Annotated in this window: 23 protein-coding genes; 14 read left to right on the top strand and 9 right to left on the bottom strand. The window is 71.8% G+C overall.

Translation table 11 applies throughout. The annotated features are described in order from the left end of the window. The first annotated feature begins 43 nt into the window (after positions 1–43). Positions 44–1,057: a type I glyceraldehyde-3-phosphate dehydrogenase gene (gene gap / locus AB4K12_RS14505; RefSeq protein WP_368434615.1), complete on the top strand. Its 1,014-nt coding sequence runs from the start codon at positions 44–46 to the stop codon at positions 1,055–1,057. Positions 1,058–1,142: 85 nt separating this feature from the next. Here gap and AB4K12_RS14510 read toward each other — a convergent pair whose 3' ends face one another. Beyond that, positions 1,143–1,718, bottom strand: a complete 576-nt coding sequence (locus tag AB4K12_RS14510; protein ID WP_368434616.1) for a TetR/AcrR family transcriptional regulator — start codon at positions 1,716–1,718, stop codon at positions 1,143–1,145. 273 nt (positions 1,719–1,991) lie between these two features. Between AB4K12_RS14510 and AB4K12_RS14515 the strand changes: the two genes are divergently transcribed. The 3 genes from AB4K12_RS14515 (at position 1,992) to AB4K12_RS14525 (ending at position 4,950) form a co-directional block, all read left to right on the top strand. Further along, positions 1,992–3,002 carry a TauD/TfdA family dioxygenase gene (locus AB4K12_RS14515; RefSeq protein WP_368434617.1) on the top strand — a complete coding sequence of 337 codons (1,011 nt, stop codon included), beginning with the start codon at positions 1,992–1,994 and terminating at the stop codon, positions 3,000–3,002. A gap of 141 nt (positions 3,003–3,143) precedes the next feature. Beyond that, the gene (locus AB4K12_RS14520) at positions 3,144–3,533 is read left to right on the top strand and encodes a cupin domain-containing protein (RefSeq protein ID WP_362255039.1); all 390 of its coding nucleotides are present in this window, start codon (positions 3,144–3,146) and stop codon (positions 3,531–3,533) included. Positions 3,534–3,678: 145 nt separating this feature from the next. Next, positions 3,679–4,950 (top strand): MFS transporter, encoded by a 1,272-nt coding sequence (locus AB4K12_RS14525; protein WP_368434618.1) that lies wholly within the window; start codon positions 3,679–3,681, stop codon positions 4,948–4,950. A 34-nt stretch (positions 4,951–4,984) separates the two neighbouring features. Here the strand turns inward: AB4K12_RS14525 and AB4K12_RS14530 are convergent, their stop codons facing one another. Then, positions 4,985–5,704, bottom strand: coding sequence for a LuxR C-terminal-related transcriptional regulator (locus AB4K12_RS14530; RefSeq protein ID WP_368434619.1), 720 nt, complete (start codon positions 5,702–5,704; stop codon positions 4,985–4,987). A 15-nt stretch (positions 5,705–5,719) separates the two neighbouring features. Next, positions 5,720–6,457: an L-threonylcarbamoyladenylate synthase gene (locus AB4K12_RS14535; RefSeq protein ID WP_368434620.1), complete on the bottom strand. Its 738-nt coding sequence runs from the start codon at positions 6,455–6,457 to the stop codon at positions 5,720–5,722. A gap of 122 nt (positions 6,458–6,579) precedes the next feature. Between AB4K12_RS14535 and AB4K12_RS14540 the strand changes: the two genes are divergently transcribed. Further along, the gene (locus AB4K12_RS14540) at positions 6,580–7,260 is read left to right on the top strand and encodes an IclR family transcriptional regulator (protein WP_368434621.1); all 681 of its coding nucleotides are present in this window, start codon (positions 6,580–6,582) and stop codon (positions 7,258–7,260) included. An 87-nt stretch (positions 7,261–7,347) separates the two neighbouring features. Here AB4K12_RS14540 and AB4K12_RS14545 read toward each other — a convergent pair whose 3' ends face one another. From AB4K12_RS14545 to AB4K12_RS14555, 3 genes are all read right to left on the bottom strand, one after another. Continuing rightward, positions 7,348–8,508 carry a LeuA family protein gene (locus tag AB4K12_RS14545; protein ID WP_368434622.1) on the bottom strand — a complete coding sequence of 387 codons (1,161 nt, stop codon included), beginning with the start codon at positions 8,506–8,508 and terminating at the stop codon, positions 7,348–7,350. Positions 8,509–8,773: 265 nt separating this feature from the next. Beyond that, on the bottom strand, positions 8,774–9,955 hold the full coding sequence (locus AB4K12_RS14550; protein WP_368434623.1) for a pyridoxal phosphate-dependent aminotransferase: 1,182 nt from the start codon (positions 9,953–9,955) through the stop codon (positions 8,774–8,776). After that, positions 9,952–10,542, bottom strand: coding sequence for a cysteine hydrolase family protein (locus AB4K12_RS14555; RefSeq protein ID WP_368434624.1), 591 nt, complete (start codon positions 10,540–10,542; stop codon positions 9,952–9,954). The genes AB4K12_RS14550 and AB4K12_RS14555 overlap by 4 nt, the downstream gene beginning before the upstream one ends. A 395-nt stretch (positions 10,543–10,937) precedes the next feature. Between AB4K12_RS14555 and AB4K12_RS14560 the strand changes: the two genes are divergently transcribed. From AB4K12_RS14560 to AB4K12_RS14575, 4 genes are all read left to right on the top strand, one after another. Beyond that, on the top strand, positions 10,938–12,926 hold the full coding sequence (locus AB4K12_RS14560) for an FAD/NAD(P)-binding protein (RefSeq protein WP_368434625.1): 1,989 nt from the start codon (positions 10,938–10,940) through the stop codon (positions 12,924–12,926). Positions 12,927–12,999: 73 nt separating this feature from the next. After that, positions 13,000–14,400, top strand: a complete 1,401-nt coding sequence (leuC, locus tag AB4K12_RS14565) for a 3-isopropylmalate dehydratase large subunit (RefSeq protein ID WP_368434626.1) — start codon at positions 13,000–13,002, stop codon at positions 14,398–14,400. Positions 14,401–14,411: 11 nt separating this feature from the next. Next, a complete protein-coding gene (gene leuD, locus AB4K12_RS14570) occupies positions 14,412–15,026 on the top strand; it encodes a 3-isopropylmalate dehydratase small subunit (RefSeq protein ID WP_368434627.1) in 615 nt (204 codons plus the stop codon). 178 nt (positions 15,027–15,204) lie between these two features. Then, positions 15,205–16,179 (top strand): LysR family transcriptional regulator, encoded by a 975-nt coding sequence (locus AB4K12_RS14575; protein ID WP_368434628.1) that lies wholly within the window; start codon positions 15,205–15,207, stop codon positions 16,177–16,179. Between the two features lie 66 nt (positions 16,180–16,245). Here the strand turns inward: AB4K12_RS14575 and AB4K12_RS14580 are convergent, their stop codons facing one another. Both AB4K12_RS14580 and pdhA read right to left on the bottom strand, forming a co-directional pair. Continuing rightward, positions 16,246–17,226 carry an alpha-ketoacid dehydrogenase subunit beta gene (locus AB4K12_RS14580; RefSeq protein WP_086572713.1) on the bottom strand — a complete coding sequence of 327 codons (981 nt, stop codon included), beginning with the start codon at positions 17,224–17,226 and terminating at the stop codon, positions 16,246–16,248. 1 nt (position 17,227) lies between these two features. Then, complete coding sequence (gene pdhA, locus AB4K12_RS14585) at positions 17,228–18,316, bottom strand: pyruvate dehydrogenase (acetyl-transferring) E1 component subunit alpha (RefSeq protein ID WP_368434629.1); 1,089 nt, start codon at positions 18,314–18,316, stop codon at positions 17,228–17,230. A gap of 699 nt (positions 18,317–19,015) precedes the next feature. On the opposite strand from pdhA, the gene AB4K12_RS14590 reads away from it, so the two are divergent. From AB4K12_RS14590 to AB4K12_RS14600, 3 genes are all read left to right on the top strand, one after another. Further along, the gene (locus AB4K12_RS14590; RefSeq protein ID WP_368434630.1) at positions 19,016–20,398 is read left to right on the top strand and encodes a family 2B encapsulin nanocompartment shell protein; all 1,383 of its coding nucleotides are present in this window, start codon (positions 19,016–19,018) and stop codon (positions 20,396–20,398) included. After that, a complete protein-coding gene (locus AB4K12_RS14595; protein ID WP_368434631.1) occupies positions 20,385–21,734 on the top strand; it encodes a SufS family cysteine desulfurase in 1,350 nt (449 codons plus the stop codon). Before AB4K12_RS14590 ends, AB4K12_RS14595 begins: the two co-directional genes overlap by 14 nt. A 161-nt stretch (positions 21,735–21,895) precedes the next feature. After that, a complete protein-coding gene (locus AB4K12_RS14600) occupies positions 21,896–24,895 on the top strand; it encodes a BTAD domain-containing putative transcriptional regulator (protein ID WP_368434632.1) in 3,000 nt (999 codons plus the stop codon). Positions 24,896–24,938: 43 nt separating this feature from the next. On the opposite strand, the gene AB4K12_RS14605 is transcribed toward AB4K12_RS14600, so the two are convergent. After that, entirely contained in the window at positions 24,939–25,313 is a 375-nt protein-coding gene (locus tag AB4K12_RS14605; protein ID WP_362254995.1) for an STAS domain-containing protein, read from the bottom strand. Between the two features lie 516 nt (positions 25,314–25,829). On the opposite strand from AB4K12_RS14605, the gene AB4K12_RS14610 reads away from it, so the two are divergent. Both AB4K12_RS14610 and AB4K12_RS14615 read left to right on the top strand, forming a co-directional pair. After that, positions 25,830–25,994, top strand: a complete 165-nt coding sequence (locus tag AB4K12_RS14610; RefSeq protein WP_368434633.1) for a hypothetical protein — start codon at positions 25,830–25,832, stop codon at positions 25,992–25,994. Positions 25,995–26,051: 57 nt separating this feature from the next. Next, positions 26,052–26,345 (top strand): Dabb family protein, encoded by a 294-nt coding sequence (locus AB4K12_RS14615; protein ID WP_368434634.1) that lies wholly within the window; start codon positions 26,052–26,054, stop codon positions 26,343–26,345. Positions 26,346–26,490: the final 145 nt, after the last annotated feature.

Below are 26,490 nucleotides of genomic sequence, written 5' to 3' on the forward strand. Positions count from 1 at the left end.
CGCCTTGGCATCCGTTTGAACCTTGAGAAGGGACTCGGATCACATGACTCTGCGTCTTGCCATCAACGGCTTCGGCCGCATCGGCCGCACCGTCGCCCGCGCAGCACTGCGCCGGAGCGACGTGGAGGTCGTCGCCGTGAACGACCTCAGCGAGCCCGCCCTGCTGGCCCATCTGCTGAAGTACGACTCCGTGCACGGCCGCCTCGACGGAACGGTGGAGGTCGACGGCGACCACCTCGTGGTGGACGGCCGCCGCATCCGCGTGCTCAGCGAGAAGGACCCGGCGAACCTGCCGTGGGGCGAGCTGGACGTCGACGTGGTCGTCGAGTCCACCGGTGTGTTCACGAACGCGAAGGATGCCCAGCGCCACCTGGACGCCGGCGCGCGCCGCGTCCTGATCTCGGCCCCGGCCACCGGCGAGGACCTCACCGTCGTCATGGGCGTCAACTCCGACGCGTACGACGGCAGCCAGCGGATCATCTCCAACGCCTCGTGCACCACGAACTGCGCCGCGATGATGGCCAAGGTCCTCGACGACAGCTTCGGCATCCAGCGCGGCCTGATGAACACGGTCCACGCCTACACCAGCGACCAGCGCATCCAGGACGTCCCGCACAAGGACTACCGTCGCGCGCGGGCCGCGGCCTCCAACATCGTGCCCACGAGCACCGGCGCCGCCCGCGCCATCGGGCTGGTCCTGCCGAAGCTGGCCGGCCGCCTGGACGGCCTGTCGATGCGGGTGCCCGTCATCGACGGCTCCGTGGTCGACCTGACCGTCGAGCTGGACCGCGTGGTCACCGCCGAGGAGGTCAACGAGGCGTTCCGCAAGGCGGCCGAGGGCGAGCTCGCGGACTTCCTGGTCTACACCGAGGACCCGATCGTCTCCTCGGACATCGTCAGCACCCCGGCCTCGTGCACCTTCGACGCCCAGCTGACCATGGTCAGCGACCGCCCCGGCGGCGGCTCGGTGGTCAAGGCCATCGGCTGGTACGACAACGAGTACGGCTTCTCGCACCGCACCCTCGACCTGGCCCTCATGGTCGGCGGCCGGGACTGAGCCTCGACCGGCGCGGCCGCCCCATCCCGCGCGAGGACCGTGGCACCCCACGCCACGGACCGCGCCGGGCGGGCCGCGCCGGCCCTCAGGCCGCCACGGCGGCCGACGGGATCCCCAGCAGGTCCAGCACGCCGCCGACGGCGCGCTCGAAGGGCTCGGCGCTCCCGGCGGCGCGCGCCAGGACGTACCCGCCCTGCAGGACCGCCGCGATCACGGCCGCCGTGCCGCTCGCGTCGAGACCGGCGGGGAACTCGCCGTCGCGCCGGCCCTCCTCCAGCACCTCCTCCAGGCGCCCGCGCAGCCACCGGAAGGCGCCGTCCACCGTCTCGCTCATCCCCGGGTCGCCGACGACCTCCGGGTCCTGCGCCATGCGCCCCACCGGGCAGCCGCGCAGCACTTCTCTTTCCGAGAGCAAATATCCGGTGATGCGCTCGGCGGCGCCGCCCGGGCCCCCGAGCCACGCCTCGGCATCGGCCCTCAGCCCCTCGGCACTGCGCCGCATGGCCGCCAGTGCCAGCTCCGGCTTACCGGAGAAGTGGTGGTACATGCTCCCCTGGCCCGCCCCGGCCCGCTGCTGGATGGCCCGCGGGCTGGTGCCCGTGTACCCCCGTTCCCACAGCAGTTCCCTCGTGCTCTCGATAAGGCGTTCCGCAGTCGACATACGGCGACTATGCGCACGGCCCGAATGCCGCGCAAACCCCGACCGGGCCGTCGCTCCTCCGCCGCGACCGGCCCCGGTCTCCTCCTTTGGTGGTGGTCCGGCCGGTCGTCTCCACTTTTTATGCGGTCGATCCACTCCCCCGGTGGGAGGCGAATACCGGGTTTTCAACCGTAGGGCGATGCCCGGACGGGCCGCGGAACGGACACTTCTCTTGACCACAAGTCTTGGGCACCGGCCACAAGTCATTGCCCTTGGGGAAAGATTGGTGAGGTTATGGAGCCGACCTACGTCCTGTCCGACGCCGAACGCGATGAGCTGTACGGGGTCCTGAACACGGTCGACAAGAGCCCGTACGAGGACTACTCGGCGTTCTCCCGCGCGGTGGGCGACCTGGTGGACCGCGGCGAGGTTCCCGCCTTCTTCACCGAGGTCACCGGCCGCATCCGCCACGACCGCGAGACGGGGGCCGCCGAGGCCCACGTGCTGCGCAACTGCCCGCTCGACGCGGAGATCCCGGTCCTGAACCTGGACGACCCGGTGGCGGACAAGCACGCCAAGAAGAAGACGTTCCTCGGCGAGACCTTCCTCGAGCTGTTCGCCCAGCTCGTGGGCACCCCGCTGCTCTCCTACGGCACCCGCTTCAACGGCAACTTCTTCATCGACGTCGTCGCCATCAACCGCTACAGCGGCATGCAGACCGGCTTCAGCGACAGCGAGCTCGTCTACCACAACGACCGCACCGCGCACCCGGTCCGCGCCGACTTCATCTCGCTGCTGGGCATGCGCAGCCCCGACGGCGACTACATCTACACCGGCTTCGTCGACGGCCGCGACCTGCTCAAGCACCTCTCCGAGGAGCACCAGGAAGTGCTGCGCCAGCCGTACTTCTTCACGCCGTACGACGTCTTCTCGCGTGACAACAACGGCGACCTGACGGTGTCCGAGAAGCACGCGATCCTCGAGAACCACCACAGCTTCCGCTACCTGGACACGAGCACCACCGTGGCCGAGGGTTCGCCGGAGATCGCCAAGGACGCCCTGCTCGAGCTCAAGAACGCGCTGGTCCGCGCGGACAAGACGCGTCACCGCATCCTGACCGGCGACCTGTTCACGTTCGCCAACCAGGACGGTCTCCACAGCCGCGACAAGATGGAGATCAACGACCCGGAGCGCGCCCGCCAGCGCTGGCTGCTGAAGACGTACGCCTTCCGCGACCAGGCCGCCGCCGACCGCCACGCCGACCGTTGGATCGACGGGGTCCAGGGCCGCGTCGGCGACAAGTAAGCCGAACGCACGCCGCGCCCGTACGCCTCCACCCCCCTGACGAGGCGCACGGGGCGCCCGCGCGGAACCCGGGCGTACCGCCTGGGACCGCGCGGCCCTCGCACCATCGCACCATCGCCCCCCCCACAGGAGAAGATCTACATGTCTGCCCAGACCCTGGCCGAGCGCCTGCCCCAGCTCTTCGCGTCCCTGCCCGACGGCCGGTTCGACCTGCAGGAGCTCGAGTTCGAGCCCCTCGTCAGCGACGGCCGCGTCGGCGCGGAGGTCCACCGGCTCTACAGCACGGTGGAGACCGGCGAGAACGGCCCCGCCGCCGCGATCGTGCGCTACCTGCCGGGCGCCCAGGCCCAGCAGCACCGTCACCCCGGCTACGAGCTGATCTACGTCCTCAGCGGCGAGCTGCGCACCGAGGACGGCATCTACCCCGAGAACAGCCTTCTGCTGATGAAGCCGGACAGCGTCCACGCCCCGGCCAGCCCCGAGGGCTGCATCGCCCTCGTGGTCTGGGAGCAGCCGGTCAAGCCCCTCTGACCGAGCGCTCCTCGGGCGGGCGGCCGGTCGTGCCGCCCGCCCGCCACCCCGCCTGTCGGATCCCGGCTTTCGGCCGCCGGCTTCCGGCTTCGGGCCCCGCACGCCCCGCCGATCCCCCCACCTCGCCAGCCTTGAAGGAGTGAGTGTGACACTCTCCCCCACAGCCAACCCACCACAGACGGGCGGCAAGCCCGCCCGGCGGTACGGCCCCAACCACCGTTGGACCGTCCTCGGCATCGGCGTCGCCGCCCAGGCCAGCTTCTCCGCCACGTTCGCCGGCATCCCCGTCACCGGCACCACCATGCGGGGCGAATACCACCTGTCCAACGGGCAGCTCGGCATCGTCCTCGGCGGCATCCTGCTGGGCGTCGCGGTGTCCGAGATCCTGTGGGGCCTGCTGACGGACAAGTTCGGCGACCGCAAGGTCCTGCTGACCGGCCTGCTCTCCACCGGTGCCGTGCTCGCGCTGATGTCGCTGTTCACGGTGCCCTCCGGCGACTCGGTGCCGTCCGTGGCCCTGCTCGCCGCCGCCATGCTGCTCGTCGGCATCCTCGGCGGAAGCGTCAACGGCTCCTCCGGGCGCGCGGTGATGATCTGGTTCCGCGAGGGGGAGCGCGGATTCGCCATGAGCATCCGGCAGACCGCCATCCCGGCGGGCGGTGCCATCGGCGCCGCACTGCTGCCCTGGCTCGCCTCGAGCTACGGCTTCCGCCCGGTCTTCGGCGTGCTGGCGGCCTTCTGCTTCGTCACGGCGGGGGCCACCTGGCTCTGGCTGCACGAGCCGGACGACGCCCCGGCGGCGGCCAAGGCGGCCGCGGCGGCGGCGGACGACCGCTCGCCGCTGCGCCGGTGGGACTGCTGGCGGCTCGCCCTGGCGAGCGCGCTGCTCACCATGCCGCAGATCGCGGTGCTGTCCTTCGCGGGCATCTTCCTCCACGACGCCAAGGACGCCGGTCTGGTCGTCGGCAGCGTGACCATCCTCGCGGTCCAGATCGGCGGCGCCGCCATCCGCGTGTGGAGCGGCCGCTACACGGACCGTACGGGCAACCGGCGCGGCTACGTCCGGGCGGTCGGGGTGATCACGGGTGTGGCCATGGCCGCCGCGGCCGTCCTCACCCACGCGCCGACCGTGCTGGTCGCGATATCGCTCGCCATCGGCGGCATGCTGGCCAACGCCTGGCACGGCGTCGCCTACACCGAGATCGCCGCCATGGCCGGCGCCCAGCGGGCCGGCACCGCGCTCGGCCTGGAGAACACCACGGCCTTCGCCGGCGCCACGCTCACCCCGCTGCTCATCCCCCTCCTGCTGGGCTGGTCCTCCTGGACCGTGGTGTGGGCGGCCGTCGCCGCCGCGTCGCTGATCGCGGTGCCGCTGGCGCCCGGCAAGGCCAAGCCCAAGCCGGTCACCGCCGGCTGACCGTACGGGCGGACGCCATGTCTCCCGGTGCCCCTCAGCGCATGCTGCGCGCCTGCTGCATCATCAGCACCGCCTCCAGGCGGTTGCGGGCGCCCAGCTTGCTCAGCGAGTGGGAGACATGGCTCTTGACCGTGGCGGGCGACAGGGTGAGGGCGCCTGCGACCTCCGCGGTCGACAGCCCGTCCGCCAGCAGGTCGAGGACCTCGCGTTCGCGCTCGGTGAGCGCGCGCAGCAGCCGTTCGGGGCTGCGGGCCTCGCTCCGGTGCGCGGCGAGGACGGCCCGCGGCCCGTGGACCCGCGGCGAGGCCGTGAACAGGCCGAACAGCTGCGGCGACATCACCACGTGGCCGGACGCCACGGCGCGGGTGGCCGTGGCCAGGCGCCCGATCTCGGTGTCCTTCACCAGGCAGCCGGTGGCGCCTGCGGAGAACGCGGCGTCGACCCGGTACCGGCTCCAGCCGGTGCCGATGAGCAGGACCCGGATGCGGCGGGAGGCCAGCTGCCGGACGACCGGTACCGGATCGTCCTGCGGCCCCACCGAGAGGACGACCACGTCGGCCTGGGACAGCGGCCACTCCTCCAGCGGGCGGTGGCTGTCGACGCAGCAGATGTACTGCAGTTGAGCGGCGTCCCGGAGCACCGTGCCCAGGACGCGGCGCGATATGGGATCGGCATCGGCGAGTACGACGCTGGCTCTGGGCTCGCTCTGGTCCTCTCCGACCAGCCATTCGTCCTCAAAAGCGCGGATCTGCACCGCTTTTCCTCCCGCTCATCTCATCGTCACGGAGTCGTCGAGGTCGGGGAGACGGCGGCGCACCGCGTCGGCGAGGACGTCTCCCTCGCGGACGAGCACGGGTCGCCGGCCGGTCAGGTCGACGACGGTCCCGATGCCGGTCGTACGCTCCCGGCCGCTCCTCTCCCCCTTGATCACGATGTCGGCGCCCCTCCCCGGGGACATCATGACAGCGTCCGGACCGGCGGGCCCGAAGCCGCCGGTCGCCCTGTTTTCCCCGAAGCCTTCCCCGAGGTTTTCCACGGCGGTTTCCGAGGTGTTTTCCGCGGCGTCTTCCCCGGCCCCGACGTTTTCCACAAAAGCGCAGGCGAGCGGCAGTCCGCTGTAGATCGACAGCAGGTTGAGGGAACGACGATCGGGATGGCCGACCGTCACGGTCCCGTCGTCGGACGTCATCCAGGCGGGCAGTGTCCGGCGTGCCCGGGCGACGATTTCCAGCGGGCCCGGCCACACCTCGTCGAGGAGATCGTCGACACCCGGATGCGGCGGCGCGTACGCCCATCGCCGCCATTCCACGGGAGAGGAGACGACGAGGGCCAGCGGAAACGCGCCGGATCCCGGCGCGCTCACCCGGTGGGCGGCCTTCTCGTTGAACGGGTCGCAGAGGATCGCCCATCCGCTGCCCGCGGGAGCGGCGATCACGGCTCCTCGCCGCAGCCGGTCGGCGGCGGATATCAGGCCGGCGAGGTCATCGGACTCGACAAAGCGCGTCAACTTCTTCTCCTCCCACGACCGATCACTCGAAGAACAAATGATTTCACGAGCCACACATTACTATTACCGGCGTCGCTGATACTTTTTCAGCAGTCTTGCAGTCGGAGGGGAGTTGCAGACCGGTGGCCAACGTCGTACGCATATTGGCGGTCATGGACGCGGTGTCGCGGGGGGCCCGGTCGCCGAGCGACATCCGCAGGGTCACCGGAATTCCCCATTCCACGCTGCATCGCATCATGCGGGAACTGACGGAGCAAGACATTCTGCGGCGTGACGAGGACGGTGGAATCAGCATCGGGGCGCGCATCAGGGCATGGGCGGACGACACCGGGGCGAAGCCGGAGGCATCCACCGACTACGCCGTCCTGGAACGACTTCTCGGGCAATGCGGTGAGAGCGTCCAGCACTTCCGGAGAATGGGCGAGAGCTACGCCTGCGTCGCCTCGGTGGAACCCGCCGACGGACTGCGCGACACCGTCCCCGTCGGCAGCGCCTTCCCCCTGCGGGACGGACCCGCCGGGCGGATCCTCCTCGCCTATTCCACCGAACCCGCCGGCCTTTCCGAGCGGGAGCGCAGAAAGCTCTCCGTCATCCGCGACCAGGGATACGCCCTGGGATCACGCGAGGCGGAGAAGGACGTCCTGGGCATCGCCGTCCCCGTCCACGAGGGCCACACCCGGGTCAACTCCGCACTGTGCGTGAGCGGACCGGCCTGGCGCATCGGCCCGCGGGCCGAGGAGATCCGCTCCCACCTGGCGGCCGCCGCCCAGGACCTGCGCCGCACGCTGCGCGACGCCGCCTGACCCGCCCGCCGCCGGGGCGGGTCGTGGCCCGCCGCCTGCGGCGGGCCACGACCCTCGCTGTCCCTCGGAAGTCGCCGTCAGTCGTCCCTAGGCGGCCACCAGTCCCGCGCCGAGCTCGCGCGCGAGGCGCTCCTTGAGCACCTCCAGGTCCTCGCAGTCGCCGCCCTCGCGCTCGGCGATGTGGACGCGGTACAGCTCGTCCAGCTCGGTGTCCGAGACCTCGAGGCCGAGCTGGTCCAGCAGGTGACGCAGGACCGAGCGGCCGGAGTGCCGGCCGATCAGGATGGAGCGACGGCGCCCGAACCGGTCCGGCTCGACGTACTCGTAGGTCGCCGGGTTGCGGAGCATGCCCTGCTGGTGGATGCCGGCGGCGGTGCCGAACGCGTAGGCGCCGAAGATCGCCTTGTTGCGCGGCTCCTCGAGCTTGATCACACGGCGGAGCACGTTGTAGGCCTCGTACATCGCCGCGAGGTCGATGTCGGTGCGGAGGCCGTTGTAGTCCTCCTTGTAGGCCAGCAGCGCCGCGATCTCCTCGAGCGCGGTGTTGCCCGCGCGCTCGCCGATGCCGCCGAGGGTCGCCTGGACCTCGTCCGCGCCGGCCTCCAGGCCCGCGAGGGCGTTGGCGGTCGACAGGCCGAAGTCGTCGTGGCAGTGGGTGGCGATCCGCACCGGGGACGGGGCCCAGGAGCGGAACTTGCGGATCAGGCCGGCGTACTGCTCCGGGGTCATGGCGCCGGAGGTGTCGGCGACCACGAAGCAGGTGGCGCCGGCCTCGATGGCCTTCTCGGTCATCTCCTGCAGCAGGTCGTCCTCGCCGCGGCTGGAGTCCTCCAGGCCCACGGAGACGTGCTCGACGCCCAGGGAGCGGGCGAGGGCGACCGCCTCGGCCACCTCGTCGATGCCCTGCCGACGGGTGATGCGCCGCTTGTGCTTCAGGTGCATGTCGCTGGCGGTCGCCGCGACCTGGATCTGGTGGTTGGCGGTGCCGCCGGCCTCGATCGCGGTCTCGATGTCCTTGGGGACGGCCCGGCAGAAGGTGGTGAAGCGGGCCTTGGTCAGGTGCTGCGAGATGAGGCGGGTGGCCTCGAAGTCGCTCGGGGACGAGGCCGGGAAGCCGGTCTCGATGTAGTCCACGCCCAGGGCTTCGATGCGCAGTGCGAGGTCCAGCTTGTCCTCGGGGCCCATCGCGTTGGCAGGCGCCTGCTCTCCGTCACGGAGAGTGGTGTCGAAGAAAGAAATCCGACGCATAAGAGGTCGTTCTCCCATTTAATCCTCTGCTCGGGCTGCGGGAAAAAGGCAGCAGGCCGCCAGAGGCGCTGAACAGAAAGGTCTGGAATGAGCTCGACGGCACGGACAGAATTTCCGCCGGTCGAGTGCCTGCCGGAAACAATGAAAAGAAATTCCGGCCGCAACAATTGATTCCACGCTACAGCAGTTCAATTTGCCCGGGCAAGAGAATTGCCCCGGCAAAGGCCCGGCGGAAACCCGCCGCCGGACCCATTTCAGCGACGTGCTACGAGCGCTTCGCCAAGGCCCGGGCCATACGCCCGACGGCCTCCTCGATAACGTCCCGCGAGGTGGCGAAGGAAAGCCGGATGTGCCCCTCGCCGCCGGGTCCGAAGGCGGTTCCCGGCATCACCGCGACGCCCGCCTCGGTCAGCAGCCACTCGGCGAATTCCGCCGAGCTCGAGAAACCTGTGCCGCGAATGTCGGGGAAGACGTAGAAGCCGCCCCCGGGAATGTCGCAGGTGATTCCCGGCAGGGAGTTGAGGCCCTTGACGATCAGCGCCATGCGGGCGGCGTACTCGTCCGCCATCTCCGCGATGACACCCTGGTCCCCGGTCAGCGCGGCCAGCCCGCCGCGCTGCACGAACGAGCCCGCGCAGCCGACCGAGTGCTGCTGGACCTTGAGCACCTCCGAGATGACCGGGGCGGGGCCGGCGACATAGCCCAGCCGCCATCCGGTCATGGCGTATCCCTTGGAGAACCCGTTCACGGTCAGCGTCCGCTCGGCCATGCCCGGCAGGGCCGCGACGCTGATGTGCTCGGCACGGTTGTAACGGATCTTCTCGTAGATCTCGTCGGAGACGACGAAAAGGTCGTGGTCCCGTGCGAAGGAGGCGATGTCCTCGGCCTCTTCGGGGGTGAGGGTGTGGCCCGTCGGGTTGTTCGGCGAATTGACGAGAATCGCCTTCGAACGGTCCGTCACATACCGCTCGAGGAGTTCCCGCGTGATGCGGAAGCCGTTCTCGGACGACAGCTCGGCGGACACCGGGACGGCCCCGATGAGATGCGCCATGGACTTGTAGCTGACCCAGCTGGGCGTCGGGATGATGATCTCGTCGCCCGGGTCCAGCAGCGTCATGAGAGAAATGAATAGAGCGTGCTTGGCCGACGGCGTCACGATGATCTCGGTCGCCGGGTCGGCCACCACGCCGCTGTCCTCGCGCAGCTTGTGCGAGATCGCGGTCAGCAGCTCGGGCAGGCCGCGGCTGGGCGAGTAGTGGGTGAAGCCGTCGTGCAGCGCGTCCACGGCGCCCGCGACCACGTGCTCGGGCGAGTCGAAGTCGGGCTCGCCGCCGCCGAGGTCGAGGACCGAGACGCCCTTGGCGCGCAGTTCGTGGACCAGCTCGAGGACGGCGTAGGTGGCCGACTTCTCGATGCCGGAGAAGCGGGTCGCGACGTGGTTCCTCACCGGTCCGCCTTCAGGGCCTCGTCGACCGTGGTGATCTTCGCGCAGCGACCGATCACCTTGAGCGCGGCCTCGTGCATCTCCGGGCCGTCGGCGGCGGTGGCGTCCTCCAGGACCTCGACGGCGTAGTCGCGGTCGTGGGCGTCGCGCGCCGTGGCCAGGATGACCATGTCGGTGGAGACACCGGTCAGCAGGAGGGTGTCGATGCCCTGGTTGCGCAGCAGCAGGTCCAGGCCGGTGCCGTAGAACGGGCTGATCCGGTGCTTGGCGATGACCGGCTCGCCGGGAGCGGGCTTGACCGACTCGTGCACCTCGGTCGCCCAGGTGCCCAGCTGGATGCGCCCGTCCTCCTTGGCGATCTTGAAGATGGGCGAGCCCGCCGGCCACTCCGGGTAGCCCTCGGAGAACCCGACCACCACATAGATCACGGGGATGCCGGCGGCGCGAGCCCCCTCGATCGCCCTCGCGGCGTTCCCGAGCACCCCCCGCTCGGACACCTGCCGCTCGTAGCCGTCCGCCCCGTACTTGCCCTCCGGGTGCACGATCTCGTTGATCAAATCAAGAACCAGCAATGCCGGGCGCTGCCCCATTTTCCCTCCCAGTACGCAGCGGCTGGCCAGAGCCAGCCGGTGAGCGCGATTAGACCGAACAGATCGTTGGCACGTCAAACGATGAATATGGGAATAGGGCTCGAGAAGGCCCGGGGAGCGGCCGCGAACGCCGACCCAGCCACCACTTCAAGCTCCTGACCTGCATGTTTGCCTCCCAGGTCACTCTCAGGAGCCCATGAGGAGAGTTCATGCAAAGCATGAACGGCCCGGTATTGATCAGCGATGCAGATCGAGACTAGAGTGATCATCCGCAAGGTTATCGGTGAATTGAATTCGAGCTGAATAAATGTCGGCCGAACGACCCGAAACCCCTCGCCGGCATGAATCCCTCGTGCCGGGCCCCAGCGGCGATTGTTTTCGAGAGAGGTTGACACGTGAAGGACCGCGCTGACGGCAGTTCCTCCCGGCTCACCGAGCCGACCGAGGCCGGCTTGCTCGACCCCCGCCCCGGGGCGGCGGGTGCGCACCGGATCGCGGTGGTGGGCAGCGGCCCGCGCGGGCTGAGCGTGGTGGAGCGGCTGGCGGCCCGGCTGGCGGAGGAGCCGGCCCGGGGGCCGGTGGAGATCCTCCTGATCGACCCCGTACAGGTCGGCAGCGGCCGGGTGTGGCGCACGGACCAGCCCGAATGGTTCCTGATGAACACCGTGGCGGCCGAGGTCTCCTCCTTCTCCGGCACCCCCGACGGCGGCCCCGCCCGCCCCGGCGCCGGCCCCTCGCTCGCGCAGTGGTGGCAGGCGAACGAACCCGACACCTACGCGGGCCCCAACGGCTACGCCCCGCGCGCCATGCACGGCCGCTACATGCAGTTCGTCCTGGAGACCGTCGAGGCCGGCCTGCCCCCGCACGCGGCCCTGCACCGGGTGCACGGCGAGGTCACCGACCTCGAGCGCACGATGGACGGCTACCGCCTGTCGCTGGCCGACGGCTCGGCGCTGGACGCCGACCGCGTCGTCCTCACCACCGGCCACACCACGCCCGAGCTGTCCGGACAGCAGAAGACGCTCGCCGAGTTCGCGGCCGCCCACCCGGACGTGCGCTACGTCCGCGGCGACTCCGCCGCCGACATGCCGCTCGCGGAGATCCCCGCCGGCTCGTACGTCGGCGTGCTGGGCCTGGGCCTGTCCTTCTACGACGTCATGGCCGCGCTCACCCTGGGCCGCGGCGGCCGGTTCACCGAGGGCCCGGACGGCCGGCTCGCCTACGAGCCGAGCGGTGACGAGCCGGTGCTGGTGGCCGGCTCGCGCAGCGGCATGCCGCTGCCCGCCCGCGGCCGCAACCAGAAGCACCACGACTTCCGTTACAGCACCCTCCTGTTCACCGCCGACCGGGTCCGCGCCCAAAGCCCCGACGGCACCTGCGACTTCAACCGCGACGCGCTGCCCCTGCTGCTCGCCGAGGTCGAACTCGTCTACTTCCGCACGGAGATACGCCTGGCCTCCGGCGAGGAGCGGGCCGCCGCCTTCACCGCCGACGTGGTGGCCGCCGCCGAGCACGGCGTGCCGGACGTCCGGGCCATCGCGGCCCGCCACGACGTCGGCGGCCTGCCGCCGGTGGACCTGGAGTCGCTGGCCCGCCCCTTCACCGGCCGCGTCTACGACACCCCCGAGGCCTTCGCCGAGGACCTGGCCGAGGCGCTGCGCCACGACCTGGCCCACGCCGAGCGGGGCAACGTGGACTCGCCGCTGAAGGCGGCGCTGGACGTCCTGCGCGACACCCGGGGCATCATCCGCGGCCTGGTGGACTTCGCCGGCCTCACCCCGCGGTCGCACCGCACCGACTTCCTCGGCTGGTTCGTGCCGCGCAGCTCCTTCCTGGCCGCCGGTCCGCCCATGATCCGCCTGCGGCAGGTCGCCGCCCTCATCGACAGCGGCCACCTGCGCATCGTGGGCCCCCAGACCTGCTTCGAGGGCGACGGGGACAGCGGACGCTTCGCCATGTCCTCCCCGGCCGTGGCCGGCTCCCGTACGCTCGTCGACACCGTGATCGACGCCCGTATCCCCACCCCCGACGTGCACCGCGACCCCGCGCCGCTCACCCGGCGCCTGGTCGAGCGGGGCATCTGGACCTCCTACGTCAACGGCCGGGGCGACGAGGCCTTCGACACCGGCGGCGTCTTCGTCACGCGGGCGCCCTTCCACCCGGTGGGCCGGGACGGGCAGCCCGACGAGGGCCTGTACGTCCTGGGCATCCCGACCGAGCACACCCGCTGGTTCATGCAGGGCGGCAGCAGCCGGCCCGGGTTCTGGACCGACTTCGTCCAGGACGCCGACGCCATCGCCGCCGCCGCGCTGACCGTTCCCGAGCGCGAGCCGATCGCCGTGGGCACGGGCGCGGCCACCGGCCGGGCCGACGGCGACCAGTGACCCGACGGGCGGCCCGACGGCCGCCCGTCCCGTACCACCGACACCACGAACCGCAGGGAGCAGAGAGAGTCACATGGGCTCGACATTGGCGCAGAAGACCTGGGACGCACACGTCGTACGACACAACAGCGCCGGAGACGACCTCCTCTACATCGACCTGCAGCTGCTGCACGAGGTGAACACCCCGCAGGCGTTCGACCGTCTGCGGGCCGCCGGGCGCACGGTCCGCAGGCCCGACCTCACCGTCGGCACCGAGGACCACAACACCCCCACGATCGCCATCGACCGCATCATCAAGGACCCCTCCGGGCGCCGCCAGGCCGAACTGATGCGCTCCAACTGCGCCCAGTTCGGCATCCCGCTGCACCGCCTGGGCGACCCCGGTCAGGGCATCGTGCACGTCATCGCGCCCGAGCTGGGCCTGACCCGCCCCGGCATGACCATCGTCTGCTGCGACTCGCACACCACGACCCTCGGCGCCTTCGGGGCACTCGCCTTCGGCATCGGCGCCAGCCAGGTCGAGCACGCGCTCGCCACCCAGACGCTGTCGATGCGCCGCATGAAGGACCTCGCGGTCAACGTCACCGGCGAACTGCCCGCCGGCGTCACCGCCAAGGACATCATCCTCGCCCTCATCGCGAAGATCGGCACCGCGGGCGGCCAGGGCCACGTCATCGAGTACCGGGGCGACGCCATCACGGCCCTGTCGATGGAAGCCCGGATGACCCTGTGCAACATGTCCGTCGAGGCGGGCTCCCGGGCAGGCCTGATCGCCCCCGACGAGAAGACGTTCGCCTACCTCAAGTCCCGCCCCGGCATGCCCCAGGGCGCCGACTGGGACGCCGAGGTGGCCTACTGGAAGACCCTGCGCACGGACGCGGACGCGGTGTTCGACAAGGAGGTCCACCTCGACGCCGCCACCCTGAGCCCGTACGTCTCCTGGGGCACCAACCCCGGCCAGAGCATCCCGCTCGACGGCCATGTGCCCGCGCACACCGACTTCGAGGGCGAGGAGGAGCGCACGGCCGCCGAACGGGCCCTGGAGTACATGGACCTCAAGCCCGGCACCGCCATGCGCGACATCTCCATCGACACCGTCTTCCTCGGCTCCTGCACCAACAGCCGCATCGAGGACCTGCGGGCGGCCGCCGACGTGCTCAAGGGCAGGCGCGTCGCGGACGGCCTCCACATGATGATCGTCCCCGGCTCGGCGCAGGTCCGCCGGCAGGCCGTGGAGGAGGGCCTCGACCGGATCTTCGCCGAGGCGGGCGCCGACTTCCGGGCCGGTGCGGGCTGCTCGATGTGCGCGGCCCTCAACGAGGACCGGCTGCGCCCGGGCGAGCGCGCGGCGTCCACCAACAACCGCAACTTCGAGGGACGGCAGGGCAAGGGCTCGCGGACGCACATCGTCTCGCCTCCGGTCGCCGCCGCCACCGCCGTGGCCGGCCGCCTCGCCGCCCCCGCCGATCTGTGAGGTCCACGTTCATGGAGAAGTTCACCGTCCACACCGGCACGGCGGCGCCCCTGCGGCGCAGCAACGTCGACACGGACCAGATCATCCCGGTGCGTTTCTGCGCCAGCACCACCCGCGACGGCCACGCGGACGCGCTCTTCGCCGACTGGCGCGGCGACGACCCGTCGTTCGTCCTCAACCTGCCCCAGTACGCCGGGTCGACGGTGCTGATCGCGGGCAACGACTTCGGCACCGGCTCGTCCCGCGAGTACGCGGTGTGGGCCCTGCAGGACTACGGGTTCAAGGTCGTCATCGCCCCCCGGTACGGGGACATCTTCCGCGGCAACTCTCTGATGAACGGGCTGCTGACGGTTCAGCTCCCGCTCGCCACGGTCGAGGAGCTGTGGGAGGCCGTGGAGGCCGAACCGCGGACGGAGGTGATCGTCGACCTCGAGCGGCTGGAGGTCCGCTGCGCGGGCCGCGTCCATCCGTTCACGCTGGACGAGGACGCCCGCGACCGGATGCTCGCCGGCCTGGACGCCATCGCCGCGACCCTGCTGCACGAGGAGGCCATCGCGGCCTACGAGCGCGGCCGCCGGCCGGCGCTGCCCACCACCCTCGCCGACGCCGTGGCGCCGCCGCGCTGAATGGGAAACGGCACCGGCCGCAAAAAATTACACAGTAAAGCCGCTATTTCCCCTCTCGGCTTCAGCCCCGCTTAAGCGCCGCGCAAGCAGGTTATTTTCGGGTTACATGAGTCTCGCTCACGGTTACTCGAGGCGCTATCCTGTACGAGCCGAGCTGAACTTGAGGGGGGTTGGCTCCGTGCGCCGCGTCATCTGGCGTGCGGAGCCATATCGTTTTATGAAGCTTTCGCAATGCGCCGCCTTTGCCGCGATTATTGACACGGGCAGCTTCACCGCTGCGGCCCGAGCACTTGACATCAGCCAGTCCGCCGTGAGTCATGCCATATCGAGCCTGGAAAAAGAGCTCGGTGTCGGCCTCATGAAGCGCGACCGCACCGGAATCGAACTCACCGAGACGGGACGTCGCGTATTGGCCCACACGCGCGCCGTGCTCATGCACTCGGAACAGATGCGGCACGCCGCCAACAGCGCGCCGGAGGACCTGCGGGGCCGGATCAGGATCGGCACGAGCCAGAGTTTCGCGTGCCGGTTGCTGCCCGCCCTGATGACCGCTCTGCGCACCCGTCACCCACAGCTGGAAATCGAGTTGCGGGACGGCCCGGATATGCAGATCGCCGATTGGCTGCGCGGTTATGCCATCGACGTGGGCATCGTGACGCTGCCCAAGAAGGACCTCTCCACCATTCCGCTGCTGCAGGACCGGATGTACGCCGTCCTGCCCGTCACGCACCGTTTGGCACAGAGTGCCGGTGCCGGGCTGCGCGTTCAGCAGCTCTCCACCGAACCGCTTCTGCTGCCGGTGGGCGGAATGGAGGCGATGGTCCGGGCGATGTTCCGCACGGTCGGCCTCGAACCGCACATCGCCTATCGGGTGCAGGACCTGAACGCCCTGCTCGCCATGGTCGCGGGAGGACACGGCATCACGGTGCTGCCCTCCCTGGCGATGCCCGTCATGCCGGCCGGCCTGCGCGTCGTGCCGCTGACGCCGGCGGTCTCCCGCAAGCTGGCCATCGCGATGAGCCCCCGGGCCAAGAACTCGCGGGCGGTGGCCGCGTTCATCTCCGTCGCCCAGACCCTCGCCAACCGCGAGGACTGGACCCAGCCGCCCAGCAGGACGGTCCGCCCGGCGAACCCGCTGGCCATCCGCTCGTAGGCGCCGGCCGTACGGGCCCGCCGCGACCGTCCGGTCGCGGCGGGCCCGTACGCCGTCGCGCGGGAATCAGTACGCGAGCACCTGGTCCACGCTGTCGAGCACCCGGTCCAGGCCCGGAAGGTAGTCGTCCTCCAGCCTCGACGGCGGGTACGGGGCGTGGAAGCCGCCGACCCGCAGGACCGGCGCCTCCAGGTGGTAGAAGCACTGCTCCTGGACGCGGGCGGCGATCTCGGCGCCGGGCCCGACGAAGACCGGGGCCTCGTGGACGACCACCAGCCGCCCGGTCTTCTCCACCGACGCCCGCACCGTGCCGAAGTCGAGCGGGGAGAGCGACCTGAGGTCCACCACCTCCAGCGACGTGCCGTCCTCGGCCGCCGCCGCGGCCGCCTCCAGGCCCACCCTGACCGTGGGGCCGTAGGTGACGAGCGTCGCGTCGGTGCCGGGCCGGACGACGCGGGCCTTGTGCAGGGGCGCGGGCGCGACCGAGGTGTCGACGGGCGCCTTGTCCCAGTAGCGGCGCTTCGGCTCGAAGAAGATCACCGGATCGTCGCTCTGGATGGCCTGCCGCAGCATCCAGTAGCCGTCCTCGGCGGTGGCCGGGGACACCACCTTGAGACCCGCGGTGTGCATGAAGTACGCCTCGGGCGACTCGCTGTGGTGCTCGATCGCGCCGATCCCGCCGCCGTACGGGATCCGCACGACGACCGGCAGCCGGACCTTGCCCAGGGAGCGGGCGTGCATCTTCGCCAGCTGGGTGACGATCTGGTTGAACGCGGGGAAGACGAACCCGTCGAACTGGATCTCCACCACCGGCCGGTAGCCGCGCAGCGCGAGCCCGATCGCCGTCCCGACGATGCCGGACTCGGCCAGCGGCGAGTCGGAGACCCGGGTCTCGCCGAAGTCCTTCTGCAGGCCGTCGGTGACGCGGAAGACGCCACCCAGCCGGCCCACGTCCTCGCCGGAAATCCGCACCTTCGGGTCGTCCTCCAGCGCCCTGCGCAGGGAGGCGTTGAGGGCGCCTGCGAGCGTCATCTCCTGGGACACCACGTCAGTTGCCCTCCTCGAACGAGGCCTGGTAGTCAGCGAATCGTTTCTGCTCTTCCTCGACGAGCTCGTGGCCGTCGGCGTAGACGTGCCGGAACATCGCCGCGCTGTCGGGGTCGGGCATGGCCCGCACCCCCTCGCGGATCCGGCGCGCGAGCCGTTCGCCCTCCTCCGCCACCTCGGCGTAGAAGGCGTCGTCGGCGTAGCCCTCCTGCGTCAGGTGCCGCTCGAGCCGCAGGATCGGGTCCTTGGCCTCCCACTCCCGCCGCTCGGCGTCCTCGCGGTAGCGCGTGGGGTCGTCGGAGGTGGCGTGGGCGCCCATGCGGTAGGTCAGCGCCTCGATGAGCATCGGCCCCTGCCCCGAGCGGGCCCGCTCCAGGGCGTCCCGGGTCACGGCCAGACAGGCCAGCACGTCGTTGCCGTCGACGCGCACGCCGGGGAAGCCCCAGCCGGCGGCCCGGCGGTGGATGGGCACCCTGGTCTGGCGCTCGGTGGGCGTGGAGATGGCCCACTGGTTGTTCTGGCAGAAGAAGACGACCGGGGCGTTGTGCACGGACGCGAAGGTGAAGGCCTCCGCCACATCGCCCTGGCTGGAGGCGCCGTCGCCGAAGTACGACAGGACGGCGGTGTCGGCGCCGTCGGCGAGCACGCCCATGGCGTATCCGGCCGCGTGGAGCAGCGGCGGGCCGATGACGATGGTGTAGAGGTGGAAGTTGTTCTCGTTGGGGTCCCAGCCGCCGTGGTTGACACCACGGAACATGCCGAGCAGCTTGAGGGGGTCCACGCCCCGGGTCCAGGCGACGCCGTGCTCGCGATAGCAGGGGAAGACGTAGTCGTCGGGCCGCGTCGCGCGGCCCGAACCGATCTGCGCGGCCTCCTGGCCCAGCAGCGAGGCCCACAGGCCCAGCTCACCCTGGCGCTGCAGCGTCACCGCCTCGGCATCGAAGCGGCGCGTCAGCACCATGTCCCGGTAGAGCCCGCGCAGGGCGTCCGGTCCGATGTCGAGGGAATAGCGCGGATGATCGATCCGCCGGCCCTCCGGGCTCAGCAGCTGGACGAGCTCCGGCTCGTCCACGAGGTCTTTCGCACCCAATTCTGCTCCTCCATATGTCCTGCCGTCGGGATCCGCCGTCGGCAGGGCCCCTGCCGCGAGGCAGGGGAGGCGGCTTCACCCGGAGCCGGCGAGTCCGCACGGTCTGCGCGCCACACACCGGTCCCGGGCGTATCAAGGCTCAGGCGAGAGGCGTGGCGCGATGCGCCCCACCCGCACCGTCGGACACTAGCGGAAGAGATCCTGAAACCGCCCCTTTGTTCGGCAGTCCTAGTAAATTCACGGGCCGCCAGGTGGCGTCGATCCCCCGCCCATACGGCGGAACAGAACATTCCAGGGATTGGATTCGGCCAGCCGAGAGGCCGAATTCCGACAGCGCTACCGCACCGGGACAACGATCACCGCATTACTGACCGTCGATTTTCGGACGCGTCTTACCGGGAGCGGCGCATTCCGGGCGGATGACGGGGATCGAATCCGGTCGAGTCCTGGTGCGGACCAAACCTCCGCCGCGGGCTCCGGGCCGTACGACCGACAGGCGCCGGCCGCTCGACGCACATGTCACGGGCACGCGCGACCGGCCGCCGGAGCCCCGCACCGGGCCGGTCGCTCAAGATGTCGATCATTTCAGGACGCGCGCCCCGGGCCGGAGGCCTTGTGACGGACGACGACCCGACCGGACGATCGGTCCTCGATCGCCCGCGTGGCACCTCCACGCGGGCCCGACCGAGGAGGACACCCGTGAACGATCGCCTCAGTCTCGCGCCCGACGCCGCACGGCAGTTGGCCACGACCACCAAGACCACCCCGCAGATGCGCGGCATCACGCCCCGCTACCTGCTGCGCGCCCTGCCTTGGGTCGACGTCGAGGGCGGCGTGTACCGCGTCAACCGGAGGCGGACGTTCATCCTCGGCGACGACCGGATCAGCTGCTACGGCGAGGCCGGCACCCACCGCGTCGTACCGGAGGACCTGCGCGAGCTGCCCTTCCTCCGGGGCGCGGAGGAGGGCCGGTTGGCGGAACTCGCCGGGGCCTTCACCGAGGCGTCCTTCGAGCCGGGCCAGGTCCTCGCCGACGAGGGCACCGCCTGCGACAAGCTGTGGGTGATCGTCACCGGCCGCGCGGAGAAGCGCGTGACCGGACGCTACGGCGAGGACGCGCTGCTCGAGGTCATCGGCGACGGGCAGTTCTTCGACCTCGACTCCTGGACCCGATGTCAGCCCTTGCCGTTCCGCGTCAAGGCGCTCACCTCCGGCGTCGCCCTGACCATCGAGCTCGACGCGCTGAACGCCGTGGCGGACCGGGACGCGGGCCTGCGCGCCGCGCTCGACGCCCACATCGCCGGCGAGGGGCCCGTGCCCGGTGCCGAGGTGCCCGTGGACCTCGCGGGAGGCCACGTCGGCGAGCCCGAACTCCCGGGCACGTACGTGGAGTACGAGGACACGCCCCGCGAGTACCACATGACCCTCGCCCAGACCGTCCTGCGCGTCCACACCCGGGTCTCCGACCTCTACAACGCGCCCATGGACCAGACGAAGATCCAGGCGGGCCTGACCGTCCAGGCGCTGCGCGAGCGCCAGGAGGCGCTGGTCCTCAACCACCCCGAATTCGGCCTCCTCCACAACATCGCCCCCGGCCAGCGCGTGCAGACCCGCACGGGCGCGCCGACCCCCGACGACATGGACGAGCTGCTGTCGCGGGTGTGGAAGCAGCCCGGCTACTTCGTCGCGCACCCCAAGGCCATCGCCGCGTTCGGCCGCGAGTGCACCCGCCGGGGCGTCCCGCCGGTCATCGACACCCGCTTCGGCAGCCCGCTGCTGACCTGGCGCGGGGTGCCGCTGCTGCCCTCGGACAAGATGCCGTTCACCGGCTCCGGCGGCACCGGGACGACCCAGGTGCTGCTGATGCGCACCGGCGAGGCCGAGCAGGGCGTCATCGGGCTGCGCCCGGCCGGGGTGCCGGACGAGGTCGAGCCGGGCCTGTCCATGCGCGACATGGGCACCGACAAGAAGGCCATCACCTCGTACCTGCTCACGGCGTACTTCAACGCGGCCGTGCTGGTGGAGGACGCCGCCGCCGTCCTGCAGAACGTCGAGGTGTCCAAGTTCCATGACTATTCCTGACGTTCGGGCGTACGACGCCCTCGCGGCGACGAACCCCCTCCCACCGGGCGCCCTGCCGCCGAACACCCTGCCACCGGCCCCGGCCGCGCCGGCGTCCACCCCGCCCCGGAGCGCCGGCGGCTTCGACCCCGAGACCGCCCGCCGCGACGTCCCCGTCCTGCACCGCACGGTCAACGGCCGGCCGCTGGTCTGGCTGGACAACGGCGCCACGACGCAGAAGCCGCGCCAGGTCATCGAGGCGCTGGGCACCTACTACAGCGCCGCCAACTCCAACATCCACCGCGGCGCCCACACCATGGCCCGCGAGGCCACGGAGACCTACGAGGCGGGGCGGGCCGCGGTCGCCCGCTTCCTGGGCGCCGAGTCGCCCGACACCATCGTCTTCACCCGCGGCACCACAGAGGCGATCAACCTCGTCGCCCAGACATGGGGGCGGACGAACATCGGCCCCGGCGACGAGATCCTGGTCCCCCGGCTGGAGCACCACTCCAACATCGTCCCCTGGCAGCAGCTCGCCAAGGAGAAACGGGCGCGCCTGGTGCCCGTACCGCTCCTCGCGGACGGCAGCGTCGACCAGGCCGCCTTCGCCGACCTGCTCTCCTTCCGCACCCAGCTTGTCGCCGTCAGCCAGGCGTCGAACGTGCTGGGCACCGTCCCGCCGGTGAAGGAGATGGCGGCGCTCGCCCACCGCTACGGCGCCAAGGTGCTGGTCGACGGCGCCCAGGCGGTCGCGCACTTCCCCGTGGACGTGCGGGACCTGGGCGCCGACTTCTACGTGTTCTCCGGGCACAAGCTGTTCGGCCCCACGGGCATCGGCGCGCTCTACGGCCGGCCAGAGCTGCTGGAGGCCATGCCGCCCTGGCAGGGCGGCGGCAACATGATCGACCAGGTGGATTTCACGGGCAGTACGTACGCGCCCGTTCCGCACCGCTTCGAGGCCGGGACCGGGCACATCTCCGGCGTCGCCGGGCTGCTGGCGGCGATCGACTGGCTGACGGGCTTCGACCGCGAGGCCGTGGCCGCGTACGAGCACGAGCTGCTGGCCTACGCCGAGCGGGCCCTCGCCGAGGTGCCGGGGCTGGAGATCCTGGGCTCCGCCCCCGGCAAGATCGCGGTGCTGACCTTCACCCTCGCGGGCCTGGACCCGGCGGACATCGCCCGCCTGCTGGACCGGGACGGCATCGCCGTGCGGGCCGGGCACCACTGCGCCCAGCCCTCGTTGCGCCACTACGGCCTGGAGACCGCGGCGCGGGCGTCGCTCGCGCTCTACAACACCCCCCAGGACGTGGACCGGCTGGCGGCGTCGTTGCTGCGGATGCGCGAGGACATCGCCTGACCGGGTGAAACGGGTCCGGGTCGCGCTTCCGGCGCGGCCCGGACTCGCGCTAGTACTGTGCTCTTCAGACAATTCCTATGAGCTCCGGTCAGCCTCTATCAATTTCTGGTGAATCGGTACAGCTTTCGAATGGTCACAGCGCAGCGAGGAGCGAACGGCCCGTGTCCGGCGACGAGGAGACCCAGCGCCCGCGGTTCCATGTGCTCGGCCCCGTACGGGCGGACATGGACGGCCGGCCCCTGCCGCTGGGCTCCCCCGAGCAACGGGCGGTCCTCGCCATCCTGCTGCTGCGCGGCGGCCGGCCCCTCACCACGAACGAGCTCGTCGAAGCGCTGTGGGGCGGCAGACCGCCCGCGCGCGCCGTGGACACCCTGAACGCCTACCTCGCACGGCTGCGCGCCGCCCTCGAGCCGGAGCACACGCCCGGGTCGCACGCCCACCTGCTGGTCTCGGAGGGCGACAGCCATGCCGTACGGGTGCACCCCGACGCGGTCGACGCCGCCGTGTTCGACCGCCACCGGGAGACGGCCGAGGCCGCGCGGGCCGCCGGCGACCTCGCCGGGGCGTACGAACACCTGGGCGCGGCCCTCGCCCTGTGGGAGGGAACCCCACTCTCCGCGCTGCCCGGCCCGTACGCCGAGCGCGAGCGGGCCCGCCTCGCCGACCTGCGCGTGGCGGCCCAGGAGGACCTGTTCGCGTGCGCCCTCGCGCTGGGGCGCGACGCCGGCGCCGTCGCCGCCCTGCGTCAGCTGGCCGCCGAGCACCCGTTGCGCGAACGCACCCGCGCCCTGCTCATGCACGCCCTGCACCGCGCCGGGCGACAGGCCGAGGCGCTGGCGGTGTTCACCGACGCCCGGCGCACCCTCGAGCGGGAACGGGGCCGCGGCCCCGGCCCCGAACTCACCCGGATGCACGAACAGGTCCTCGCCCGCGACCCCGCCCTCACCACCCCCGCCGGACCGCTCCCGGCCGCCGCCCCCGACGCCGCCGCCGGGCCCGACCCGCTGCCCTGGAACGACGCCACGGACGCCGCCGGCGCCGCCCCGGACCCCGCCGGGCGCGAGGAGCTCGCCGCCCGCGTCCGGGACGCGCTCGCCACCCCCGCCGGGCGGCCCGCGCCCGTCGTCGTCCTCACCGGCCCCGCCGGCGCCGGCACCACGGACCTCGCCCTGCACGCCGCCCACGCCCTGCACACCCGCCACCCCGACGGCCTGATCACCCTCGACCTGCGCGGCAACGGCCCCGACCCGCTGGACACCGACGCCGCCCTCGACCGGCTCCTGCACGCCCTCGGCGTCACCGACGGAGCCCTGCCGGAGGGCACCGCCCGGCGGACCGCGCTCTACCGCTCACTGCTCGCCGAACGCCGCGCGCTCCTGCTGCTCGACGACGCCGCCGGCACCGGCCAGGTCCTGCCGCTGCTGCCCGGCGCGCCCGGCTGCGCGGTCCTGGTCACCGGCCGCGCACCGGACCTCGAGGTACCCGGAGCCCAGCACCTCGAGGTGAGCGTGCCGGAGGAGAAGGAGGCGCTGGCGATGCTCGCCGCGCTCGCGGGCGACACCGCGGCGGGCCCCGCCGAGGCCGGCCGAGCCGTGGTGACCGCCTGCGGAACGCTCCCCCTCGCCCTGCGCGTCGCCGCCGCCCGCCTCACCACCCGCCCCTTCCTCACCCCCGCCGACCTCGCCGCCCGGCTGCGCGACGAGCGCCACCGCCTCGAGGAGCTCCACACCGGCGACACCCACCCGGGCGACCTCGCCACCGAGGCTGCCTTCCGCGTCGCCTACGACGCCCTCGAGCCCGAACCCGCCCACGCCTTCCGGCTCCTGGCCCTCGCCGACGTGCCCTCCTTCGACGCCGCCTCGGCCGCCGCCGTCCTGGAACTCCCCCGGGCCGCCGACGCCGAGCCGCTCCTCGCGGCCCTGACCGCCGCCGGACTGCTGACCTCGCCCGGCCCCGGCCGCCACCGCCACCCCGCCCTCCTCCGGGGGTTCGCCCGGCGGCAGAGCGAGCGCACCGACAGCCCGCCCGTGCGCGACGCCGCGCTGCTGCGGCTGCTCGACCACCACCTCGCCACCGCCGTCACCGCCCTGCTCCGCGTACGCCCCGACAGCCCCGTACCCCGCCACCTGCGCCACCGCCTCGCCACCACCGGCCACCACCTGCCCGACGCCCCCGCCGCCCGCGCCTGGCTGCACGACGCCCACCCGCACCTGCTCGCCCTCACCGGCCAGGTGCTGGACCTCGACATCCCCGACGCGCTGCGCCCGGCCGCCGACCTGCTGACCGTCTGGGACCGGCTGACGACGGGCACCGCCCGGCAGCGGGACCTCGAGGCGCCCGCCCGCCGGGCGCTGGAACGGGCCCGGCAGTGGGAGGACGACGCGAGCGCCGCCCGCGCGCTGCGCGTGCTCGCCGCGCCCCGCTTCGGCCCCGACACCTACGAGCGGGCCGAGCGCGACCTGCGGGCGTGCCTGCGGCTGGCCGAGAAGGCCGGCGACCCGCTCGCGCTCACCCTGGCCTCCGGCGAACTCGGCGTGGTCCTGCTGTCCCTGGGCCGGCCCGGCGACGCCCTGCCCCTGCTCGTCCAGGCCGAGGACCACCTGCGCGCCGAGGGGGCGACGACCTCGGCCCTCGAGGCCCGGGCCCACGCGGGGCGGGCGTACATCGGGCTGGGCCGGGCGGAGGAGGCGCTGGCCGCCGTCAACGAGGCGACCGAGGCGGCCCGGGAGGAGGAGCACGCGGTGGTCCTGCCCGCCGTCCTGCACCTGGCGGGCCGTACGCTCCTGGCCGCCGACCGCGCGGCGACGGCCACCGACCGGCTGCGCGAGGCCCTGGGCCTGGAGACCGATCCCCGCCGGACGGCGCTGCTGTGGGCGCATCTGGCGCACTGCCGGCTGGACCAGCGCCAGCACCGCGAGGCCGTCACGGCCGCCGACCGGGCACTGGAGGCCGAGGCCGGGCTCGGCGACGCCTACTGCCGGGGCCTGGCCCTGGCCGCCCGCGGCCGGGCGCTGCCGGCCCTGGGCGAGCCGAGGATCGCGCTGGGCTGCCTGCGGGAGGCGTACGACGTGCTGGAGCGGCGCGGCGCCGCGGAGGCGGCGGACGTCCGGGCGCTGCTGGACGAGGAGTTCCCCGACTGGCGCGTCACGGGCGGCGCCTGACACGGGGCGGCCCCGCCGGCACCGTACGACCGTGCACGGAACGTCAGGCCGGGACGCTGCCCACCGCCGACGGCGGGAAGGCGTCCAGCCAGGTGAACGCCGGCTCGACCCCGGATATCCGGATCACCTTCGACACCATCGCCCCGCCCCGTACGACCCGCAGCCTCGCGCCGCACCGGACGGTCCGCCCGCGCGCCCGCAGCAGCAGCCGCACCCCGCTGGCGTCGAGAAACGTCACTCCGCGCAGGTCGATGACGAGGTCCCCGCGGCACCGCCCCGCCAGCGTCTCGAGGCGGGGCCCCAATGTCTGTTCCGCCAAGATGTCGATCTCGCCGAGCAGTTCGACGACGACCGCTCCCCCGGCCACGCGTTCCCGCATGGTGAAGGCGAGCTCGTACACGCCCATGGCGAACCTCACCGCCCTCCCTCATCGGGCATATCGTGTGCCTTTCTGGTGCCCCGGCGGAGGTCCGATATCACCTCCGACACGCACCCGTGATGACAGGAAAGCCCCGGCTCCGGACCTGTGCGCGAAACGGTCCGGAGCCGGGGCTTCCGGCACACGCGGGACGGGGAAGGCGGCATCGGGGGGGCCGGCCGCCTCCCCCGGCGAGGACACGGCCTCCAAGTACGGGCCGCGGTCGGGGGGAAGCGCGCGGCCCGGACCCCGCAGTGAGGTTCCGTGTCCCTGCCCGCCGGATTCCTGCCAGACCCGCGGGCACCCCCATCCTCCGCCCGGCCGGCACCCGGAAAGACCGGCGAAGGGCCTTCTTCACAGGGCCGAAGGTCCTTAAAGACGGCGTGAGGGGCGTGAAGAGCCCCACACCGTCCGTCCAGGCGACGCGCCCATGCGTTTCGGCCATACGTCCGTTCGTACGCCTGCACGGATAGACTCTCGCGACCGCACAGGGGACAGCAGGGGAGGCAGCGCGTCATGGCGCAGACGAAGAAGGTCGCGCTCTGGGGACTCGGCATCTTCGTGGCCTACACGATCATTCACTCCCCCGCCCGTGCGGCCGAGCTGGTGCAGATAGGGTTCGAAGGGATCTCGGACGCCGCCAACAACATCGGCGAGTTCATGACCCAGCTGATCAGCTGAGGACCCGGCCCGCCGGGCACCCGCGGCGCGTCAGCGCGACAAGCGAAGAGGCAGCCTGTGATCCGCCACCTCGTCCTGTTCAAGCTCAACGAGGGCGTCGAGCGCGACGACCCGCGCGTCGCCGCGGGCGTGCGCGCGTTCGAGGAACTCGGTGGGCAGATCCCGGAGCTGCGCTCCTGGGAGTGCGGCTGGAACATCTCCGACCGCCCCATCGCCTACGACTACGCCATCAACTCCGCCGTCGAGGACACCGACGCGCTCCAGCGCTACCTCGACCACCCCGCCCACCAGGCGGGCGTCGGCCAGTGGCGCGAATTCGCCACGTGGGTCATCGCGGACTACCCGTTCTGACACCCCCGCACGGCCCGCAGGAGCACCCCTCACCGCCTTGGTGAGGGGTCCTTTTTCACGTCAACACGGCATTATGCGGTGCTTGCACACAGTGCACATGTCTTGTGATGCTATGACCGCTTTTGCCGGATGAGTTGACCGAAAA

This window comes from Streptomyces sp. C36 (assembly GCF_040932295.1).
Classification (GTDB): Bacteria; Actinomycetota; Actinomycetes; order Streptomycetales; family Streptomycetaceae; genus Streptomyces; species Streptomyces triculaminicus.

Bases quoted from the DNA above. Each gene is read 5' to 3' on its own strand.
- gap (WP_368434615.1), top strand. From the start codon at position 44: ATGACTCTGCGTCTTGCCATCAACGGCTTCGGCCGCATCGGCCGCACC.
- AB4K12_RS14510 (WP_368434616.1), bottom strand. From the start codon at position 1,718: ATGTCGACTGCGGAACGCCTTATCGAGAGCACGAGGGAACTGCTGTGG.
- AB4K12_RS14515 (WP_368434617.1), top strand. From the start codon at position 1,992: ATGGAGCCGACCTACGTCCTGTCCGACGCCGAACGCGATGAGCTGTAC.
- AB4K12_RS14520 (WP_362255039.1), top strand. From the start codon at position 3,144: ATGTCTGCCCAGACCCTGGCCGAGCGCCTGCCCCAGCTCTTCGCGTCC.
- AB4K12_RS14545 (WP_368434622.1), bottom strand. From the start codon at position 8,508: ATGCGTCGGATTTCTTTCTTCGACACCACTCTCCGTGACGGAGAGCAG.
- AB4K12_RS14555 (WP_368434624.1), bottom strand. From the start codon at position 10,542: ATGGGGCAGCGCCCGGCATTGCTGGTTCTTGATTTGATCAACGAGATC.
- leuC (WP_368434626.1), top strand. From the start codon at position 13,000: ATGGGCTCGACATTGGCGCAGAAGACCTGGGACGCACACGTCGTACGA.
- leuD (WP_368434627.1), top strand. From the start codon at position 14,412: ATGGAGAAGTTCACCGTCCACACCGGCACGGCGGCGCCCCTGCGGCGC.
- AB4K12_RS14595 (WP_368434631.1), top strand. From the start codon at position 20,385: ATGACTATTCCTGACGTTCGGGCGTACGACGCCCTCGCGGCGACGAAC.
- AB4K12_RS14610 (WP_368434633.1), top strand. From the start codon at position 25,830: ATGGCGCAGACGAAGAAGGTCGCGCTCTGGGGACTCGGCATCTTCGTG.